The following is an 18,571-nucleotide window of genomic DNA, read 5'->3' on the forward strand; positions in this document are numbered from 1 at the left end:
ATGATGTTTATTGTAATTTTTGAATGCGATCCCACTGGCTTACAATGTCCGTTACGCGGACGCCAAAGTTTTCGTCGATAACGACGACTTCGCCCTTGGCAATCAGTTTATTGTTGACCATTATGTCGACAGGTTCGCCGGCAAGCTTATCCAGCTCAATGATGGATCCTTGCGAAAGCTCTAAAATATCTTTAATGACTTTGTGCGTTCTTCCCAGCTCTACCGTTACCTTGAGCGGTATGTCCAGCAGTAGATTCAGGTTCGTCTCCTCTGCCTGCGTGAAGGGGGGAGGACCGAATCCTCCGAATTGTGCGGGCTGCACGTTTACATTGCGGTTCATGGCGCCGTATGTTGGAGGCGGCTGCTGCTGATATACCGGCTGCTGCGGCGGATATGGCTGTTGATACATCGGCTGCTGCGGTGCCATCGGCGGTTGCTGGTACATCGGCTGCTGGTAGCCGTAATCCGGCTGCGCATAAGGGTCCGGCATAGGCGGAGCCTGGTGCTGCGCAGGAGGCGGAGTATGAACAGGTTCCTTCTCAGCGGGAGCAGGTACAGGAGCCGTATCCTGAACACTCGTGTCTCCACCGCCCATCAGGATGGAAACCATATCTTTGGCAAACTGAACAGGCAGCAGCTGCATGATCGTGGAATCAATCAAATCGCCGATCGTCAGCCGGAATGAAATCTTGATAAATACGTCTTCCTCTGGAAGTGAATCTGCCCCTTTACCCTGAGCCAGGTTCATAATATCGATGCCGGGCGGAGAAATGTTGACGAACCGGTTGAATATCGTCGACATGGAAGTGGCCGACGATCCCATCATCTGGTTCATCGCTTCCTGGACGGCGCTGACATGAATTTCGCTCAGTTCCGCTCCTTCCTGAACATGACCGTCTCCTCCCATCATCAAATCGGCAATCACCTGGGCATCTCTTGTTTTAATTACAAGCAGGTTGATGCCGTCGAACCCGTCCACATAATTGACATGAACGGCGACATGAGGTTTCGGAAACTCCTTGTGCAGCTCTTCCTGAGCGATAATGGAAACTTTCGGCGTTGTGATATCGACTTTTTTGCCAAGCAAGGTAGACAAAGCCGTAGCCGCGCTTCCGAATGTGATGTTGCCTATTTCCCCTAAAGCATCCTGCTCCAACGAGGACAAATAGCTGTCGATGCTCAGACCGAACGAACCTTGCCCGCCGCCGTCACCGCTATCCTCCGACGTCTGCCGAAGCAAGGCGTCGATCTCCTCTTGTGACAAATAATCTTTATTATTCGTCATGTTCTTCTGCTCCTTCGTGGATAATTTCGGCGATCTGCACGGCCATTTTGCCTCTTGCAGTACCCGGGCTGCCTCTGAACTTCAATTTTTCTCCCAATTTGATATCAAGCAGCTCATCCACTGGTTTATTTAATGAAATGACATCTCCGACGGACAAATTCAAAAATTCGTGCACGGAAATGACAGAATTGCCGAGCTCGGCGATTATCGGCAGCTTGGCTTTATGCAGCCGTGATTGCAATGCGGTAATTTCCTCCGGAGCTCTCGTTTTTTTCTGAGAAACGAACCAGTGGTGTACCGACAATCTGGGCATAATCGGCTCAATGACGACATGAGGGATACAAAGGTTGATCATGCCGGTCGTATCGCCGATTTTCGTGCTGAGCGAAATCAGAGCAATCGTTTCGTTGGGCGATACGATTTGCATGAACTGAGGGTTCGTCTCCAGCGCCTCGAGCCGGGGGGAAAGGTCTATGACCGTTTTCCAGGCTTCCTGCAAGCTTTCAAAAGCTCTGCTGAATATACGCTCCATGACGATAGTTTCAATTTCAGTCAGAGCGGTAATCTTTGACGGCGACGTGCCCGAACCTCCGAGCAGCCGATCCAGCATGGCAAAAGCCACATTCGGGTGAACCTCCAGAACCATCCTTCCTTCAAGCGGCTCGGCCTCGAAAATATTCAAGATCGTCATCTTCGGAATGGAACGGATAAATTCGTCGTAAGGCAGCTGTTCCACTTGAACGACATTGATTTGTACGAATGTGCGGAGCTGCGCCGAAAAATACGTCGTTAAATAACGGGCAAAATTTTCATGGATTCTGGTTAAACTGCGGATGTGGTCTTTTGAAAATCGAACCGCTCTTTTAAAATCGTACGCACGGACCTTCTTCTGCGTCTCTTCTTTTTTCAGTTCTTCCGCATCCATTTCACCGGAAGAAAGCGCAGCAAGCAAGGCGTCTATCTCGTTCTGTGAAAGTACATCTACCATATAGAGTCACCCCCTTTAAAGCCAATTGAAAAACATGGAACCGTTACTGCAGCACTTTATCGGTAATCCATATTTGGACTAACTTGCCCTGCGTAAGCAAAGGGTTCATCTTGTTCATCAAAACGGCGTTTAACTGATCGGCGCCTTTGCTTCCTTGAATTTGTTCAACAGTCATGTCAGCCAACGTCTGGATAATGATCGCTTTCATTTTAAAGTCGAGCTTCTCAAATTCGTCTTTCGCTTTTTTGTTTTCGAGTTCGAACGCGAAGCTCGCTTTAATAAATTTGTCGTTTCCGGATAAATTGGTCAAAATATCTTTAATGATTACCGTATTTTCCTTCGATTCGTCCGCTGTCAGCTTTTTGGCAGGCTTTACTTCCTTTACGGAAGTTTGCGCCGCTTCCTGCGGGCTCTGCGTAGATTTCTCCATGTAGTTCCATAAAACAAAAGCAGCAGTCAAAATCAAGGTTATAGCAATCAATATGGCGATCACCATAATAAATACTTTACTTTTAAGCAACTACAACCCCTCCGAATCCAAGCTCTTGATCGTTGCATTGACGGCTCCGATCGACTGCATGTAGTTGTGCACTAAGCTTACCACATCGCTCATCTTTTCGAGAACAATTATTTTTTTTCCGTTGGTTAACGTAATCATCGTATCCGGGGTCTCTTCGATCGATTCTATCAATATGGCGTTGATCACGATTTTTTTGCCATTGAGGCGGCTTACGGATATCATGTACCCTCCGTCTTTTACGAAAAAGTAGGGGGAGGCCTGGCTCCCCCACTATCGGATTAGCGCTTCAGATTAACGACTTCCTGCAATACCTCGTCGGAGGTCGTAATAATACGCGAGTTCGCCTGGAAGCCGCGCTGAGCGACGATCATTTCAGTGAATTCGGCGGTCAGGTCCACGTTCGACATCTCCAGCTGGCCGGAGATGATGGCACCTGTACCCAATGTAGCGTTATTAGCCGTCCAGTTACCCCATCCATCAGCTACGGTTGCAAAAGTATCGCTGTTCATCGAGTTTGGAGTCGTCCGATACAGGTTTCCGCCGATTTTCTCCAAACCGGACGGATTCGATACTTTGACTACAGCAATGAACCTCCCGGTAGGATTCGAATTTCCTTGATCATCCACCGTAATGATTTCGCCGGAGTTCGAGATCGAATAGGCGGTGACAGGAGCAAAATCATCCAAATCGATGGTTCCGCCGTCACTGTCTAATACAAACATGCCGTCAGCGGTAACCAGCTGATTATTGGCGTCGACAATGAAATTGCCCGCGCGGGTTAAATATGGCTCCGTTTGTGCTGCATCGCCTTTGACTGCAAAAAATCCGTCACCGTCGATGCGCAGGTCCGTCGGCACGTTAGTGGTCATCGCACTGCCGGGAGTATGAATGGTATCGATCGCCGAAACCGAAACCCCCAGACCGATTTGCTTCGCATTGACTCCGCCTCTGTCGCCATTAACAGATGCTGAAACACCGGAAATCGTCTGACTCATAATATCTTTAAACATAACCCTGCCGGCTTTGAAACCAACCGTGTTGACGTTAGCGATATTATTGCCGATGACGTCCAATTTCGTTTGAAAACCTCTCATGCCGGATACGCCCGAATAAAGGGATCTTAGCATCTACACAATTCCTCCTTGGAATGTTGCTGACGAATGGAAAATGATGAACTGCTTCAGTCGGTCGGCAGTTCGGTACAGGCTTTCCGGGTCGGGCCAGCCTATATAATGCGATTTACGAAATGATGACCGCACTATCGATTTGCGTAAACACGTTGTCTTTCATGGACGAACCGTCCAGCGCCGTGACGACGGTACGGTTCTTGATGTTGACGATAAGGGCCATATCATTAAGCAGCATAAGCGAATCTTTGGCGCCTTTGGCCGCAGCTTTATCGATCGCCGATTCAATTTTCGCCAGCTGCTCGGGCTTCAGCTGTATTCCCCTTTGCTGCAGCCTCACTTCGGCATGATGACTGAAACGGACGAGCGAATCCTGGAGTAAGTTTTGGAACGACTTGCCCGTGTTCGCGGCGTTTTCTTGACCCGAAATCCGTTTTGTTGAAGCAGGCGGTCTGGCATTGGGATATAAATGTCCTACAGATATGCGCTCGGTCATTGTCCTTCCCCTGCATTCGCGATTTTAGTAATCTGTTCCAGAGGAATTTTCTCCCCCTTCACTTCCGCGGATTGGACTCCGTCTTTTACCGAAATGGATTCCACGACACCGCTTTTGGTCACCGTCTGCCCGTTGCTGTCCTTTAATGTCCAAGCAATCTCTTTGCCGATAAGACTGGAGGCAAATCCTAAAGATTGACGCAGCAGCTTCATTTCGTTGCTCATATTGGTCAACTGCTCAACGGATGTGAACTGAGCCATTTGGGCAATAAATTCCTTATCCTGGAGCGGCTGCGACGGATCCTGATTTTTAAGCTGTGTAATCAGGATTTTCAAGAAAGCGTCCTGACCAAGCGAGTTTTTGTCTTTTTCCGTTGAAGTGCCTGCGTTGGCGACGTTCGTTTTGGAGTAATAAGGCCAAACGTTTTTCGTGCTGATCGCGTCAGACAATCGTTTCACCTCCTGCCGGTTAAATCATTACTACCATTATTATGCCGTTACATCGATAGTGCCGTTATCCAATGTCCCTGATACGGAACCGGTCACGCTTTGAACAGCTTCATCAGCCGCCGCCTCAAATCCGGAGCCTGATTTATTGCCTTTGGATTGACGACCGGATTGCTGCTGCGATTGCTGTCCGCGCGAATCCTGGAACATGCCGGATTGCAGATTCGGGCTTTGGCTCACTTCCAGCTTATCCACCGCAATCCCTTGGCTTTGCAGGTTCGTTCTGAGCTGGCTGAGCTGGCTCTCGAGCATTTCCTTGCCTGCCACGGTATCGGCCATAAATTGGGCTACCACCTGCCCGTTATGTACGGTAATTTTCACATCGACATGACCGAGATGCTCAGGTGCCAGCGAAATTTTTGCTTCCGATAAACCGTTAGCCAACGTCACCCGCAAGTTTTTAACGACAAACTGGGTCATCTCTTCGGAGAAACGCTGAACGGGCACCGGCTGAGCTGGCAGCTTAACCGAGTTATCCTTCGGATTCAACGTTTTCAAAAGATCGTGCACTTGAACCGAAGGAGTCGAAGTAACCGTCTCTTCGTTAGCCGAAGAAGATTGGGGTTCGTCATCTCCTTGAGCAATGACATGCTTGATCATCGGGTTGGACAAAAGTGCTTTAGCGGCAAGCAGCTCTAATTTCGATTTGGGGACTGCCGCAGTCACGACGTTCTCAACGACCACATCGCTATTCTCCGAATCGTTGCTGAGAAGAGCCTCCACCGGTGCGGCATGCTTGCTTTGTCCTCTTGCCGTTACGACCGGTTTGCCCACTTCCGGCTTCGCTTGCGCAATTGCGCTTGAAACCGTCGGATCCGCGGAAATTTTGACATTGTCGGAGCTGCCGTTAACGCCGGAAGGCTCCGTTATTTTCGCGTCCTGACCCGCATTCTTTATCGACGCAACTGCTTTCTGTAGTTCAGCGCTTAATTGCGTCACTTCTGCGCGATCGGCAGTAAAGGGAAGTACCGCAGATAATACCGTCAGCAGTTCTTTTGCATCCTGAACTTGAAACTTTTGGCCTGCCGCTTGCCCAGATATCGTCTTGTCCGTGGCGGATTTCGCATCGGGAAGCTGCTGGTGCAAAGGTACGAACAGGTCGCTGTCGAGCGGTTCCGGCAGCACGGCCAAGTCTCCCGTTTGAAGCGGATCGACCAAAGTCGGTGCATCTTCCGAATCTTTCAACGTCTCCTGGTCAGGCAGCTCGGCGGACGGAGTTTGCGGCAGGACCAGCAAAAACATTTGAATTTGCGCAAGAAGCTGCTGCATGCCGTCGCTCGAAACAAGCTGCTCAGCCTGATCCTGATCGCCTTGGAGTGCTTCCAGAAGCTTGGCTATCCCCGCTTCCATCTGCGGAATGCTTACCTGCTGGTCGGCTGAAACATCCTTCACATTAGGCAAAATCGCGCTGACCAATTGAATCAGTTCCGGCATCGATAAATTGCCTAGCGCCGTTTGCGGATCTCCATTGCCCGCCATCAGTGCGTTCAGTGCGCTTAAAAAACCGCCATTTTGTCCGTTGTTCATGATGTCGGCTGCGCTCGCCGCCGGCTTGCCTCCGCCGGCGGAACCCCCGCCGGTTACGGCTGTCGGAGCTGCGGGCATTGATGTTTGCATTTGAATATCCATCGTTTATTGTTCACCTCCTTTCAAGTGTTGTTATTGAGCCAGTCTGGCCGAAATAAGCGCTGCGGTTTCTTTGGAAATATCGGCCATGGCGGCGATGATTTTAGAACGTCCCTGACTATCCATCGAACTGAGAATCGAGATGACTTTGTCCGGGTTGCTGTTTTGCATTTCCAGCAGCACCGTTGCAGAGCTTTTCGGTGTCATGTTCGCGAAAGTGGAACCAAGATCGTCTTTGGACAGCTTTTGCGTCGATTTGTTCGCCGCTTCGTTCTGCTTCAACCGCTCTTGCAATGCGGCGATTTCCCGATCCTTCACGGAAACCTGATCCTTCAGCATGATCGAAGCGTCCGCCGCTTTTTTGGCGTCCATCTTCTCGAGGATTTTCACCCGATCGTCCTGTTTCATCATGCTGAGCACAAGCACCTGCTCCTGCGGCGTCAAATTTTCAATTATCGGCGCCGATTTGCTCGGATTCATTTTCGCATACAGGGATGCGAGCTGCTGGATTTGGGTGGCATATTCATCGTCGCTTTGCGTCTTTTGCTTAACTTTGTCATCCAGCGAGCTACTTTTCGCCTGCAGGTCCTTGATCGTTTGATCGCGCTGCCGAATCGCCTCTTCCGCCTTTTGCAGCTCCGCATCCTTCTCCGCAAGCTTCTGGTTGACCAGCGCCGACATTTGATCCTGAGACTGCGCCTTGTCTTCCGTCTGCTGCTGGCTGTTTGCCGCCGTCTTGGAGTCGGCATTCGTTTTGGGTGCGGGAAGCACTTTGCTAAGTCCGGGAATTTTTTCTGCTGCCTTCAGCACATCACCTTTAATATCGTAGCCGAAAATCGTGAGCAAAACCCCGAGCAGTACGGCCGTAAACACAAACGGAATGAGAAACCATATCAAGAAACGTTCAAATGCACTGTATGACGATGAATTTTCCACATCCGCGTTTGCCATTCTCTTCACCTCTTGGGCACTTCAATTGTGATGCTACAACATCCTTTGAAATCGATTCGTGGCCATTTCGTCCAAGGCTTGCTGTTCCTGTTTCATCAGCTTCTCCGTAAAATTTCGGAAAGCCTTTTCCTTCGCCTTGTTCCAAACTTTCTCTTCCACCATTTTGTCCGTCAAATGCTCCTGCTTCGTTAAAACGACCTTTTGCGCCTGCTCCACGTGCTCGTTTTTCAAAACGATTTGTTGATCGATGTGATCCACGTAATGCTGCAGCAGCTTAAGCTGGGAAATCGTCGTTTTTCCGGCAGTTACGGCAAAAAGCTCCTGCTGCATCTCCTCTTTGGCGGAATGCAGGCTCGCGAGAGATTCTTTTTCGGAATTGAGCTGGCCGATGGCTTGGGATAATACCCATTCGGCTTGCGTTCTTTCGTTGTTTTTCAAATCGACGATTTTTTGAAAAGCATACTGAAAACGCATCGGCTTTCATCATCCCCTGTAAAATTCTGCGATTAATCGTTCGACCGCTTCGGTATAAGTCAACTTTTCGTCTACTCGCTGCTTGGTGTAATCCCAAATGGATTGGATATATTCCATAGAAAGGTCGATCTCCGGATTCGAACCTTTTTGGTACGCCCCTATATTAATGAGATCTTCCGAATCCTTGTAAATGGAAAGCAGCCTCTTCAGATTTTCCGCAGCAAACTGCTGCTCCTTAGGAACGATCTCCTTCATCACCCGGCTTACGCTCGCGAGTACGTCAATGGCCGGATAGTGACCTCTGTGGGCGATATTGCGGTTCAATACGATGTGTCCGTCCAAAATGCCGCGAACGGCATCGGCTATAGGTTCATTCATATCATCGCCGTCCACAAGCACGGTATAAAACGCGGTAATCGATCCTTTCGGCCCGGTTCCCGAACGCTCCAGCAGCTTCGGCAGCATCGCAAACACCGAAGGCGTGTAACCTCGGGTAGCCGGCGGTTCGCCGACGGCAAGTCCGACTTCGCGCTGCGCCATGGCAAACCGGGTGACGGAGTCCATCATCAGCATGACATTGAGGCCGCGGTCCCGAAAATATTCGGCGATGCTGGTTGCGATCAGCGCCCCCTTGATGCGGATCAGCGCCGGCTGATCCGAGGTCGCCACGATGACGACCGAGCGAGCCAGCCCTTCGGGACCTAGATCCCGCTCGATAAAATCAAGCACCTCGCGCCCGCGTTCGCCAATGAGCGCGATTACGTTGACGTCGGCGGAAGTATTGCGGGCAATCATCCCCATCAGGGTGCTTTTGCCCACGCCGGAACCGGCGAATATACCGACGCGCTGCCCTTTGCCGATCGTAAGCAGCCCGTCGATGCAGCGGACGCCAACGCTGATCGGTTCCAGAACCCGCGGGCGCTTCAGCGGATTGCTCGGTGTGTTATTGGTCGAATAATGAGTCATACGCGACGGCAGGAACGTTCCGTCCAGCGGTTGTCCAAGCCCGTCGAGCACTTTACCGAGAAGCTCGTGTCCGACTTGCACCGTTAAAGTTCGCCCCGTTCCGACGACGTCGCAGCCGGGGCCGATCGAATGCAGCTCGCCAAGCGGCATCAAGATAACCTTGTTGTTTTTGAACCCGACCACTTCCGCTTTAAGCGGCTCCTGGGACTTAAACGGATAGATGTAACAAACGTCGCCAACGCTCGCGTCGGGCCCTTCCGATTCCACAGTTAACCCGATGACCTGCGTGACCTTGCCGTTGACGCGGATAGGGTCGACTTGGCGTAAATGTTCCAAATACTTGGAGGTTTGCGGAACACTAACCATACGTTACATCCCTTCGTTTCGGATAGCCAGCTGGCGAAGCGCGTTCTTGATTTCATGCAGCTGCGTGTCGATGCGGGCGTCGATGCTGCCGAAGGAAGATCGGACCACACAGCCGTGGTCGGCTACGCTGGCATCGGGTATAATTTGCAGCTCCGCCTGCGAGTCGATGTGCAAAACAAGCTCTTCGCGGGCATCTTGGATATATGAAAAATGCTGCGGCGACACGCACAAAGTAATGATTCCCTGTTCTTTCCGGCGAACCAGTATGCTGCGGACCAGATCGATCACCCATTCCTGCTCCAGCGTAAGCTGCCGTGCGATAATTTTTTCCGCGATAGCGCAGCTCAGCTCGATCAGAAACGGTTCGGATTCCTGGATCAATTGTTCTTTTAATAGATAGGATTGCTCGAGCACGCTTTTGGCCTGGTCGATCATTTCTTGGAACTGGTCTCTCACCTGCTGCTCCGCTTGGAGCGTTCCTTGCTGGAAGCCTTGTTCGAAGCCCATTTGTTTGGCAAGCTCGATGTGCTCCTGGTCTTCGCTTCTGCGTTGATCCCACCAAGCCCGGATCTCGGCTTCCGCCTGCTCCCTCATTGCGGCCGTTTCTTCCATGACGGTGCGTATTTGCTGCTCGGCAAACGCCTCGGCATCCTGCAAAATTTGTTCTTTCATCGCCTGGGCCTGCAGAACATCGGGATGTTCGTCCGGCGACGCTCCGGCGGATTCCGACTCTAAAGCGGAAAGAGACGGTTTAGGACCGCTCTCGACCAGCTTTTTGTCATCCAACGAAGTATACTGGAAAAATTTGATGACATTAGACAATAATATCATCCCCTCCGCCACGGGCTATAATGATTTCGCCGGCTTCTTCCAGACGGCGGATTGTGGCGACGATGCGGGTCTGGGCCTCTTCCACGTCACGCAAACGGACAGGACCCATATACTCCATTTCTTCTTTAAATGTTTCGGCCATCCGCTTGGACATATTTTTGAAGATCGCATCGCGGACTTCCTCGCTGGCCACTTTAAGAGCAAGCTGAAGGTCGGCGTTTTCGATATCGCGTATGATTCTCTGGATGGAACGGTTGTCGATATTAACGATATCTTCAAAGACGAACATCCGCTTCTTGATCTCTTCGGCAAGTTCAGGATCCTGAATCTCCAGAGAATCAAGGATCGTACGTTCCGTACCGCGGTCGACGCCGTTCAAAATTTGTACGATAGCGGTAATGCCGCCGGCATTCGTATAATCTTGAGTGACCGTCGCGGATAGCTTTTGTTCCAGCACTCTTTCGACCTGGCTGATCACTTCCGGGGAAGTGCTGTCCATCAAGGCGATCCGTTTGGCCACATCCGCCTGTTTATCCTGCGGCAGCGACGATAAAATAATGGAAGCCTGCTCCGGCTGCAAGTAGGCCAGCACGAGCGCGATCGTCTGAGAATTTTCGTTTTGGATAAAGTTCAGGATCTGGGCCGGCTCCGCCTTACGGGCAAAATCAAACGGTCTGACCTGCAGCGTCGCCGTCAAACGATTGATGATGTCGAAAGCTTTCTGCGATCCGAGCGCCTTTTCCAATATTTCCTTGGCGTAAGAAATACCGCCTTGCGAAATGAATTCCTGCGCTAAACAAATTTGATGAAACTCCATCAAAATAGCTTCTTTCTCTTCGTTATCCACTTTGCGGACATTAGCAATTTCCAGAGTAAGCTGCTCGATTTCTTCGTCGCGAAGGTGCTTGAAAATTTGTGCCGACACTTCAGGTCCTAAACTGATCAATAAAATGGCCGCTTTTTGGCGTCCGCTTAATAGCTGCTGCTGACCTTTAGCCAACACGTACACCCCTATTCATCTACTAACCAGGTACGAAGCAAATTGACGAAATCTTCCGGTTTTCTCTTGGCGAGCTGTTCCAGCTGCTTGCGCACCTGATTTTCGTTACTCACATTATCAATGTCGATCGTCGGGAACTCGACTTTGGCCGGCGACGCCGCTGCTGCAAGCTCTTCTTCTTCGGCAAGCTGCGCCGCTCTTCTTCTGCGAATCATGATATATACGCCGGCTGCAATGAGCGCAAGAGCGATGCCGCCGAGTCCGCCGTAAAGCAGCATGGCGTTCGAGCTTAAACCGGTGCCCGTATTCGGCCTTGCAAAAGAATGGGCAAACACGCTTACCTTGTTGTTCAGATCTTGTTCAGTTAACTGCTGCTTATTATCGGCCAAAGCCGCTCTTACGACGTTTACAAGAATTTTTTGTACCGCATCCTTGGTTTCTTGCGTGAGCGAGTTCGGGTCATTCGGGTCCGGCGGTTCAATGCCGACGTTAATTGTCAAATCTTTAACGACATATGGCGTTGCGACGATTTCGTTCGTAATCCGGTTCACTTCGTAGTTAACGGTTCTTTGCGTCTCTTCCGATTTGGAATTGCCCGTGTTGGAGCTTCCCGGGTAGCCCGGAACGTCCGTTGCCCCCGTTCCCGGCACGCCACCGTTGTTGGCTCCGCCATCGCTGTTGTAATTTTTCTGAATCTCCTGAACGGAAATTTCCAAACCTCTTTGATCTATCGTATTCGGAGCGGTTACCAATTGCTCGCGTGTATTCCGCTGGTCGAAATTCATGGTTGAAAATACGTTGACGATAACTTTATCCCGGCCGAGAATGGCGCCCAGCATCTGCTGGACGTTGCGCTGAATCTCGTTTCGGAATTGATTGTTGATTTCAAATTGCTGCGTCGCCAGATTGCTTGCCGTCAATTGGTTGCTGGTTTTGGAGTACGGAAGCGTCTCCCCGTCCTGATTGGAAATCGTGATGTTTTCGATCGGCAAATCCTTCACACTGTGCGAAACCAGATTGTACATCGTATCGACCTTGTTTTGATCGAGCGTATACCCCGGCTTAATGTTCAGAACGACCGATGCGGACGCTTTCTCCTTCTCTTTCCCTTTCGGCAGAAATACCGATTCTTCCGGCAGATTGATAAGCACCTTGGAGCTCGCAATCGCGTTGTTTTGGTTGATCAACTGCTGCAGTTCTCCTTGAACCGCGTTGATATATTTGACGTTGAATTCCTTGTCGGTCGTGCCGAACGTGCTGCTGCTGTTAAAAGCCCCGTAGCCGACGTTGCCGTTTTTGTTCAAACCTTGCGATTCGACGGCAAGCTTCACGCTGGCCACCTGGCTTCTCGGAACGCCGATGCTTTTGCCGTCTTCGCTGAGTTGGTATGGAATTTTGGCACCGTCCAGATAACCTTTAATGGCGGCGGCATCGCTTGGCTGCAAATTCGTGTATGCCAGTGCGTATTCCGTTTTCGAAAAATTATAACTGATGATACCGACTGTAAGGATAATCAACACTACAGTGGCAATAAAAGTGATTTTTTGCGTTCTGCTAAACTGATTCCAATATTGGGTAATTCTGTTCCAATATTGGATAATATTCTCGTTCACTTTTTCACCCCATCCGGAAGACCGTTGCTATGCCGCATCTCTATCGCTAAATCTGCATTCTCATGATTTCCTGGTAAGCCTCTACCGCCTTGTTGCGAACTTGGACAGTGAGTTCGAGGCCGAGCGAAGCTTTTTCCGAGGCGATCATCAGCTGATGCACATCGGACAGCTCGCCTTTCACGAATTGCTGATTCAGCTTATCTACCGTGCTTTGATCATCGTTCAGCTTGGCAATCGCATCGTTCAGAAATTGACCGAAACGGTTCGACAGCTCTGCGGCACTGATCCCTTCGCTTGGCTTGCTTTCCGAAACAGGAACCGTCTTCATGGGAAGAGCGGCAATTTTGTCAATCATGGATACACCCCGTTTTTTTTATATGTATATGTACTATTTGCCTATTTCCATCGCTTTCGTAATGAGCGCCTTGGAGGCGTTAAGAGCCGTGACGTTTGCCTCGTACGACCTTGTGGCCGAGATCATGTCCACCATTTCCTTGAGCACGTCGACGTTCGGCATCATGACATAGCCGTTTTCGTCCGAGTCGGGATGCGTCGGATTATATACTTGCTTGAAAGGCGAAGTATCTTCGATAATTTTGGAAACCTTCACGCCTTCTCCGGTACCGTCGGTCATAGCCGACTGAAGCGACTGCGCGAACGTCGGCTGCGATTTCGGCTCCATTGTCACGAGCTTGCGCTGATAAGGAACCCATTTGCCGTTTACATATTTGCCTCTGGTCGTATCCGCGTTGGCGATATTCGAGGAAATGACATCCATTCTCAGCCGCTGTGCAGTAAGCGCTGAAGCGCTAATGTCGAATCCGTTGGTGAGCCTCATTTATTATCTTCCTCCGATGGCCGTTCTGATTTTTTTCAAATCATTGTTAACCTGCTGGATCATCACGTTGTAACGCAATTGGTTTTTGGCCATAAGCGACATTTCGTAGTCCACATCGACGTTGTTGAGGTTGTTGTTGATCGACGTGCTGCCGTCCTGCACAACCTTGGGCTCCATCGGTACGGCGGGACGGCCTATGTAAAAATGCCGCGGATCCGTTCTTCTGCCTTCCAGGCTGGCTCCGTTCATTTCCTGCTGAAGCAATTCTTCGAACCGGACGTCGGAACGTTTAAAATATGGAGTGTCCACGTTCGCCACGTTGTTGGCTATCACTTTTTGTCGAAGGGCGGAAGCGTCGAGAGCCCGTTCCATGAGTTGAAACCCGGGTTTGCTGAGCAGAAACATATCTTTATACCCACTTTCACAACTATGTTAAATCTCTTATTCAACAAGAGATGCAGAATATCCTCCTTCATTCGACAGATTTTATTAAAAATTATAGTAGTACCGTCATGTAACCCAAAAAATACATTTATTTTCTACAAAAACAATATATATCTTGAATAAACTCGACATACTTTACAATAAGAAAAAAGCCCTATCTTTGCAGATAGGGCCTCATTTTGTGAAATAATTAACAAAAATTCATGCCTTCAGTTGCTCGATTCCCGTGAGCAACTGGTCGTTAAGCACGCGAATATACGTTCCCTTCATGCCGAGAGATCTAGTTTCGATCACCCCGGCGCTTTCCAGCTTGCGCAATGCATTTACGATCACGGAACGGGTTATGCCCACACGGTCGGCGATTTTGCTCGCGACGAGCAGCCCCTCCATCCCGCTCAATTCCTCAAAAATATGCTCGACCGCTTCCAATTCGCTAAACGACAAAGATCCGACGGCAACATGAACAACCGCCTTGCTCCGTGCTTCAATCTCGATTTGCTCCGCCTTCTCGCGAAGAATTTCCATCGCGACGACGGTGGAGCCGTACTCGGCGAGAATAAGATCGTCGTCGATGAAAGGGTGCTCGTTTTTGGTCAAAATCAAGGTGCCGAGCCGTTCGCCGGCACCGATAATGGGAACGATCGTAATGTAGAGCAGCTCGTTTTCGCCAAGCCCTCTATGAACGTTGTAAACGCTCGTTTTGTCCAGGTTGGAGGACGTTTCGCTGACTTTCAGCAAGAGCTGGTTGTATTCCTGCGGGAAACGCTTTTCCTGCAGCGTCTCCGGATCCATCGTCGCTTTGAGCGACATGCTGTAAAAAGCGTTGCCCAGTATTTTCCCTTTCCGGCTGACCACAAAAATATTCGCGCTCAAAATGTCGCTGAGCACTTCAGCCATATCCAGAAAGCTGACCGGGTTGCCGGCTTCTTTCTGCAGCAATCGGTTAAGTCTTCGGGTCTTGTTTAATAACGTCATTCATATTGCCTCCAAATCTATACCGCTTGAGCGATCGGAAATGCTAAAAAATTTTTTATAATCTTTACAAAATATATTGGCTTAAATCGCGATTTTGCACGATGTCGGACAATTTTTCGCGAACGTATTCGGGAGTAATCTGGATTTGCTCGAGCGTGATGTCCGGCGCCTCGAAGGAGAGGTCCTCCAGCAGCTTCTCAAGTATCGTGTGAAGCCGTCTGGCGCCGATATTGTCGGTATTTTGGTTAACCTCGGCGGCAATGCGGGCAATCTCCCGGATCGCCTCGTCGGAAAACTCCACACGGATGCCTTCGGTTTCAAGCAAGGCAGTGTATTGTTTCGTGAGCGCGTTTTTCGGCTCTTTCAAAATCGATACGAGATCCGCTTCGGTCAGCGTGCTGAGCTCGACGCGAATCGGAAAACGCCCTTGCAGCTCCGGGATCAAATCGGAAGGTTTGGCAATGTGAAAAGCGCCTGCTGCAATAAAAAGAATATAGTCCGTTTTTACCGGACCGTATTTGGTCATTATGGTGGAGCCCTCCACGATCGGAAGAATGTCGCGCTGCACTCCTTCACGCGAAACGTCCGGCCCGTTGCCGCGGCCCGAGCTGCATATTTTATCGATTTCGTCGATGAAAATAATGCCGGATTGCTCGGCACGCTTGACCGATTCCTGGTACACCTCATCCATGTCGAGCAGCTTTTGCGCTTCCTCCTGGATGAGCACCTTGCGCGCTTCTTTAATGGGAAGCTTTCGTTTTTTCGTCTTTTTCGGCATCAGGCTGCCGAACAATTCCTGCATGTTCATGCCGGCTTGTTCGTTGCCCTGCCCTGCAAGCATATCCAGCATGGAAGGAGCATTGTCCTCCACTTCAATCTCGATCGTATCGTTTTCGAGCTCGCCCTTCTTGAGCCGCTCGCGAACCTTGTCCCTGCTCGCAAGCAAAGCGTAGTCGTTTTCCGCTTCATCTTTATCCGGCTGCTGTTGTCCGCCGAAAATCATTTCCAGCGGATTGCGCTGATTTTTTTGGCGGTTCGGGTTCGGTACAAGAATGGTCACGATTTTCTCGTTGGCCATCTGTTCGGCCTTGTCCTTCACTTTCTCCGTTTTTTCCGCTTTCACCATCCGGATGGAAGTCTCGACGAGGTCGCGCACCATCGATTCCACATCGCGGCCTACATAGCCGACTTCGGTGAATTTCGTCGCTTCGACCTTGATGAAAGGCGCGTGAACGAGCTTCGCCAAACGCCGGGCGATTTCGGTTTTGCCGACGCCGGTCGGCCCGATCATCAAAATATTTTTCGGAACGATCTCGTCCCGCATCGATTCGTCCAGCAAGCTTCTGCGGTAACGATTGCGAAGGGCAACGGCTACCGATTTTTTCGCCGATTTTTGCCCGACGATATATTTGTCCAGCTCGGCGACAATTTGTCTTGGGGTTAAGGATGCAGGTTTCAATGCGTTGGCCTCCTTCGAAAAAATGTGATCCGCCAGCGGTTATTCGATTTCTTCGACGATGATATTGTGATTTGTGAACACACAAATTTCCGCAGCCATCGTCAAGGCGGCATGGGCGATTTCCTTCGCCGACATATGCGGAGCGTAACGCTTAAGCGCCCTGCCCGCGGCCAGCGCAAAGCTGCCTCCGGAGCCGATTGCAAGAATACCGTCGTCCGGTTCGATAATTTCGCCGTTTCCGGAGATCAGCAGCAAGCCGGTGGCGTCCATCACGATCATCATCGCTTCCAATCTTCGCAGCACGCGGTCCGACCGCCAATCTTTCGCAAGCTCGACCGCTGCGCGCTGCAGGTTGCCTTGATGCTCCTCCAGCTTGCCCTCAAATTTTTCAAAGAGCGTGATCGCATCCGCCACGGAACCGGCGAATCCGGCAATCACTTTGCCGCGGTAAAGCCGCCTCACCTTTTTCGCGGAGTTTTTCATAACCATGCTGTTTCCGAAGGTGACCTGGCCGTCTCCGGCTATCGCACCTTTCCCTTCGTGTTTCACCGCAAAAATCGTCGTCGCGTGAAAGGTTTGTTCCAAGCTAATTTCCCTCCCAGGCGGCTCTTTCGGGAGCCCGTTATCTCCGATGATTTTTCTAAAAATGCCCGTACGAAAACAAAGAAACAGCATCAAAGTGACCGCTTGCTGCTGTTTCCGTTCTTGACCGATTTGTGCCAAGCTATAGGTGGTATAAGGGGAAAAACATTATTATATTACCACACTAAAGCGCCGGGTTACAAGTCGAATTGTATTCATTTTGTGCAAAATTCTGAATTTTCTCAATAGCTCGTCTGGCAATCGCTTCGTTTTTCAGCTTTTTGTTTTTGATCTTGTCAGTTAGCGGCGGGAATAACCCGAAGTTCGCATTCATCGGCTGAAAATGCTTGAAATCCGCCGTTGTGATGTAATGCGCCATGCTGCCGAGCGTCGTATCTGCAGGAAGCACGAGGCATTCCTGCCCCCTGGCCAGACGTGCCGCATTCATTCCCGCGATAAGGCCCGAAGCGGCCGATTCGACATATCCTTCGACCCCTGTCATTTGTCCGGCGAAAAACAGGCTGTCGCGGCCTTTAAACTGGTACGTCGGGCGCAGCAGCTTAGGTGAATTGATGAACGTGTTGCGGTGCATGACCCCGTAGCGGACAAACTCCGCATTTTCAAGTCCGGGAATCAGCGAAAACACCCGCTTCTGCTCCCCCCATTTCAGATGGGTTTGGAAGCCGACCAGATTGTATAGAGTGCCCGCCGCGTTATCTTGACGAAGCTGAACAACCGCGTAGGGCAACTGGCCGGTATGCGGGTTCACAAGACCTACCGGCTTCATCGGGCCGAATAACGCAGTTTGCTTGCCGCGCTTCATCATCACCTCGATCGGCATGCAGCCCTCGAAGTAAATTTCCTTCTCGAACTCTTTCACCGGCGCCGTTTCCGCGGCAATGATCGCTTCGTAAAAGACGTTGAACTCCTCCTCGGTCATCGGGCAGTTCAAATAGGCCGCATCGCCTTTATCGTAGCGGGATGCCAAGTACACCTTGCTCATATCGATCGAATCTTTCTCCACGATCGGCGCGGCCGCATCGTAAAAATACAAATATTCTTCCCCCATCAGCTCTTGCAGATGAGCGGACAACGACGGCGAAGTGAGCGGACCGCTGGCGACGACGACGATGCCGTCGGGAAGCCGCTCTACTTCTTCGTTGCGCACTTCGATCAAGGGATGACTCCGCAGCGCTTCCGTAATGTCGCCGGAAAAACCGTCGCGGTCGACAGCCAGCGCCCCTCCGGCCGGCACCGCATTGCGGTCGGCCGAGGACATAATGAGCGAGCCGAGCATCCGCATCTCTTCTTTAAGAACACCGACGGCGTTTGTCAGGCCGTTCGCGCGCAAAGAATTGCTGCAGACAAGCTCGGCGAATTTATCTGTAATGTGGGCGGGGGTTTTGCGAACCGGCCGCATTTCATATAATACGACCGGAACGCCCTGCTTCGCGATTTGCCATGCGGCTTCGCTGCCGGCAAGCCCCGCCCCGATGACGGTTACTTTTTGAACGTCGGACAATG

At 50.7% G+C, this 18,571-nt stretch carries 21 protein-coding genes; all 21 read right to left on the reverse strand.

Translation table 11 applies throughout. The annotated features are described in order from the left end of the window. Positions 1-7: 7 nt before the first annotated feature. Entirely contained in the window at positions 8-1,285 is a 1,278-nt protein-coding gene (fliY, locus tag MYS68_RS13625; RefSeq protein WP_248926364.1) for a flagellar motor switch phosphatase FliY, read from the reverse strand. Then, on the reverse strand, positions 1,275-2,273 hold the full coding sequence (fliM, locus tag MYS68_RS13630; protein ID WP_248926365.1) for a flagellar motor switch protein FliM: 999 nt from the start codon (positions 2,271-2,273) through the stop codon (positions 1,275-1,277). The genes fliY and fliM overlap by 11 nt, the downstream gene beginning before the upstream one ends. A gap of 43 nt (positions 2,274-2,316) precedes the next feature. Next, positions 2,317-2,793 carry a flagellar basal body-associated FliL family protein gene (locus MYS68_RS13635; RefSeq protein WP_248926366.1) on the reverse strand — a complete coding sequence of 159 codons (477 nt, stop codon included), beginning with the start codon at positions 2,791-2,793 and terminating at the stop codon, positions 2,317-2,319. Further along, a complete protein-coding gene (locus tag MYS68_RS13640; RefSeq protein WP_248926367.1) occupies positions 2,794-3,015 on the reverse strand; it encodes a flagellar FlbD family protein in 222 nt (73 codons plus the stop codon). A 56-nt stretch (positions 3,016-3,071) separates the two neighbouring features. Then, the gene (locus MYS68_RS13645) at positions 3,072-3,920 is read right to left on the reverse strand and encodes a flagellar hook-basal body complex protein (protein WP_248926368.1); all 849 of its coding nucleotides are present in this window, start codon (positions 3,918-3,920) and stop codon (positions 3,072-3,074) included. A gap of 112 nt (positions 3,921-4,032) precedes the next feature. Then, positions 4,033-4,416 (reverse strand): TIGR02530 family flagellar biosynthesis protein, encoded by a 384-nt coding sequence (locus MYS68_RS13650; RefSeq protein WP_248926369.1) that lies wholly within the window; start codon positions 4,414-4,416, stop codon positions 4,033-4,035. Then, positions 4,413-4,874, reverse strand: a complete 462-nt coding sequence (locus tag MYS68_RS13655; protein ID WP_420852119.1) for a flagellar hook capping FlgD N-terminal domain-containing protein — start codon at positions 4,872-4,874, stop codon at positions 4,413-4,415. The genes MYS68_RS13650 and MYS68_RS13655 overlap by 4 nt, the downstream gene beginning before the upstream one ends. 30 nt (positions 4,875-4,904) lie before the next feature. Further along, positions 4,905-6,551, reverse strand: a complete 1,647-nt coding sequence (locus MYS68_RS13660; protein WP_248926371.1) for a flagellar hook-length control protein FliK — start codon at positions 6,549-6,551, stop codon at positions 4,905-4,907. Positions 6,552-6,581: 30 nt separating this feature from the next. Continuing rightward, positions 6,582-7,499: a MotE family protein gene (locus MYS68_RS13665; RefSeq protein WP_248926372.1), complete on the reverse strand. Its 918-nt coding sequence runs from the start codon at positions 7,497-7,499 to the stop codon at positions 6,582-6,584. 33 nt (positions 7,500-7,532) lie between these two features. Next, a complete protein-coding gene (fliJ, locus tag MYS68_RS13670; RefSeq protein WP_248926373.1) occupies positions 7,533-7,973 on the reverse strand; it encodes a flagellar export protein FliJ in 441 nt (146 codons plus the stop codon). Positions 7,974-7,982: 9 nt separating this feature from the next. Continuing rightward, the gene (fliI, locus tag MYS68_RS13675; protein ID WP_248926374.1) at positions 7,983-9,305 is read right to left on the reverse strand and encodes a flagellar protein export ATPase FliI; all 1,323 of its coding nucleotides are present in this window, start codon (positions 9,303-9,305) and stop codon (positions 7,983-7,985) included. A gap of 3 nt (positions 9,306-9,308) precedes the next feature. Beyond that, positions 9,309-10,127, reverse strand: coding sequence for a FliH/SctL family protein (locus tag MYS68_RS13680; protein ID WP_248926375.1), 819 nt, complete (start codon positions 10,125-10,127; stop codon positions 9,309-9,311). Beyond that, entirely contained in the window at positions 10,120-11,136 is a 1,017-nt protein-coding gene (gene fliG, locus MYS68_RS13685) for a flagellar motor switch protein FliG (protein WP_248926376.1), read from the reverse strand. The genes MYS68_RS13680 and fliG overlap by 8 nt, the downstream gene beginning before the upstream one ends. Positions 11,137-11,147: 11 nt before the next feature. Next, positions 11,148-12,749: a flagellar basal-body MS-ring/collar protein FliF gene (gene fliF, locus MYS68_RS13690; protein ID WP_248926377.1), complete on the reverse strand. Its 1,602-nt coding sequence runs from the start codon at positions 12,747-12,749 to the stop codon at positions 11,148-11,150. A gap of 46 nt (positions 12,750-12,795) precedes the next feature. Further along, on the reverse strand, positions 12,796-13,077 hold the full coding sequence (fliE, locus tag MYS68_RS13695; protein ID WP_420852219.1) for a flagellar hook-basal body complex protein FliE: 282 nt from the start codon (positions 13,075-13,077) through the stop codon (positions 12,796-12,798). A 60-nt stretch (positions 13,078-13,137) separates the two neighbouring features. After that, positions 13,138-13,587, reverse strand: a complete 450-nt coding sequence (gene flgC / locus MYS68_RS13700) for a flagellar basal body rod protein FlgC (protein ID WP_248926379.1) — start codon at positions 13,585-13,587, stop codon at positions 13,138-13,140. Positions 13,588-13,590: 3 nt separating this feature from the next. Further along, complete coding sequence (gene flgB, locus MYS68_RS13705; protein WP_248926380.1) at positions 13,591-13,992, reverse strand: flagellar basal body rod protein FlgB; 402 nt, start codon at positions 13,990-13,992, stop codon at positions 13,591-13,593. 240 nt (positions 13,993-14,232) lie between these two features. After that, on the reverse strand, positions 14,233-15,006 hold the full coding sequence (codY, locus tag MYS68_RS13710) for a GTP-sensing pleiotropic transcriptional regulator CodY (protein ID WP_248926381.1): 774 nt from the start codon (positions 15,004-15,006) through the stop codon (positions 14,233-14,235). Positions 15,007-15,070: 64 nt separating this feature from the next. Next, positions 15,071-16,465 carry an ATP-dependent protease ATPase subunit HslU gene (hslU, locus tag MYS68_RS13715; RefSeq protein ID WP_248926382.1) on the reverse strand — a complete coding sequence of 465 codons (1,395 nt, stop codon included), beginning with the start codon at positions 16,463-16,465 and terminating at the stop codon, positions 15,071-15,073. 39 nt (positions 16,466-16,504) lie between these two features. Next, positions 16,505-17,050 (reverse strand): ATP-dependent protease subunit HslV, encoded by a 546-nt coding sequence (gene hslV / locus MYS68_RS13720; protein WP_248926383.1) that lies wholly within the window; start codon positions 17,048-17,050, stop codon positions 16,505-16,507. A gap of 181 nt (positions 17,051-17,231) precedes the next feature. Then, positions 17,232-18,569 (reverse strand): FADH(2)-oxidizing methylenetetrahydrofolate--tRNA-(uracil(54)-C(5))-methyltransferase TrmFO, encoded by a 1,338-nt coding sequence (gene trmFO / locus MYS68_RS13725; RefSeq protein ID WP_248926384.1) that lies wholly within the window; start codon positions 18,567-18,569, stop codon positions 17,232-17,234. Positions 18,570-18,571: the final 2 nt, after the last annotated feature.

This window comes from Paenibacillus hamazuiensis, from assembly GCF_023276405.1.
In the GTDB taxonomy this organism is placed as follows: domain Bacteria; phylum Bacillota; class Bacilli; order Paenibacillales; family NBRC-103111; genus Paenibacillus_AF; species Paenibacillus_AF hamazuiensis.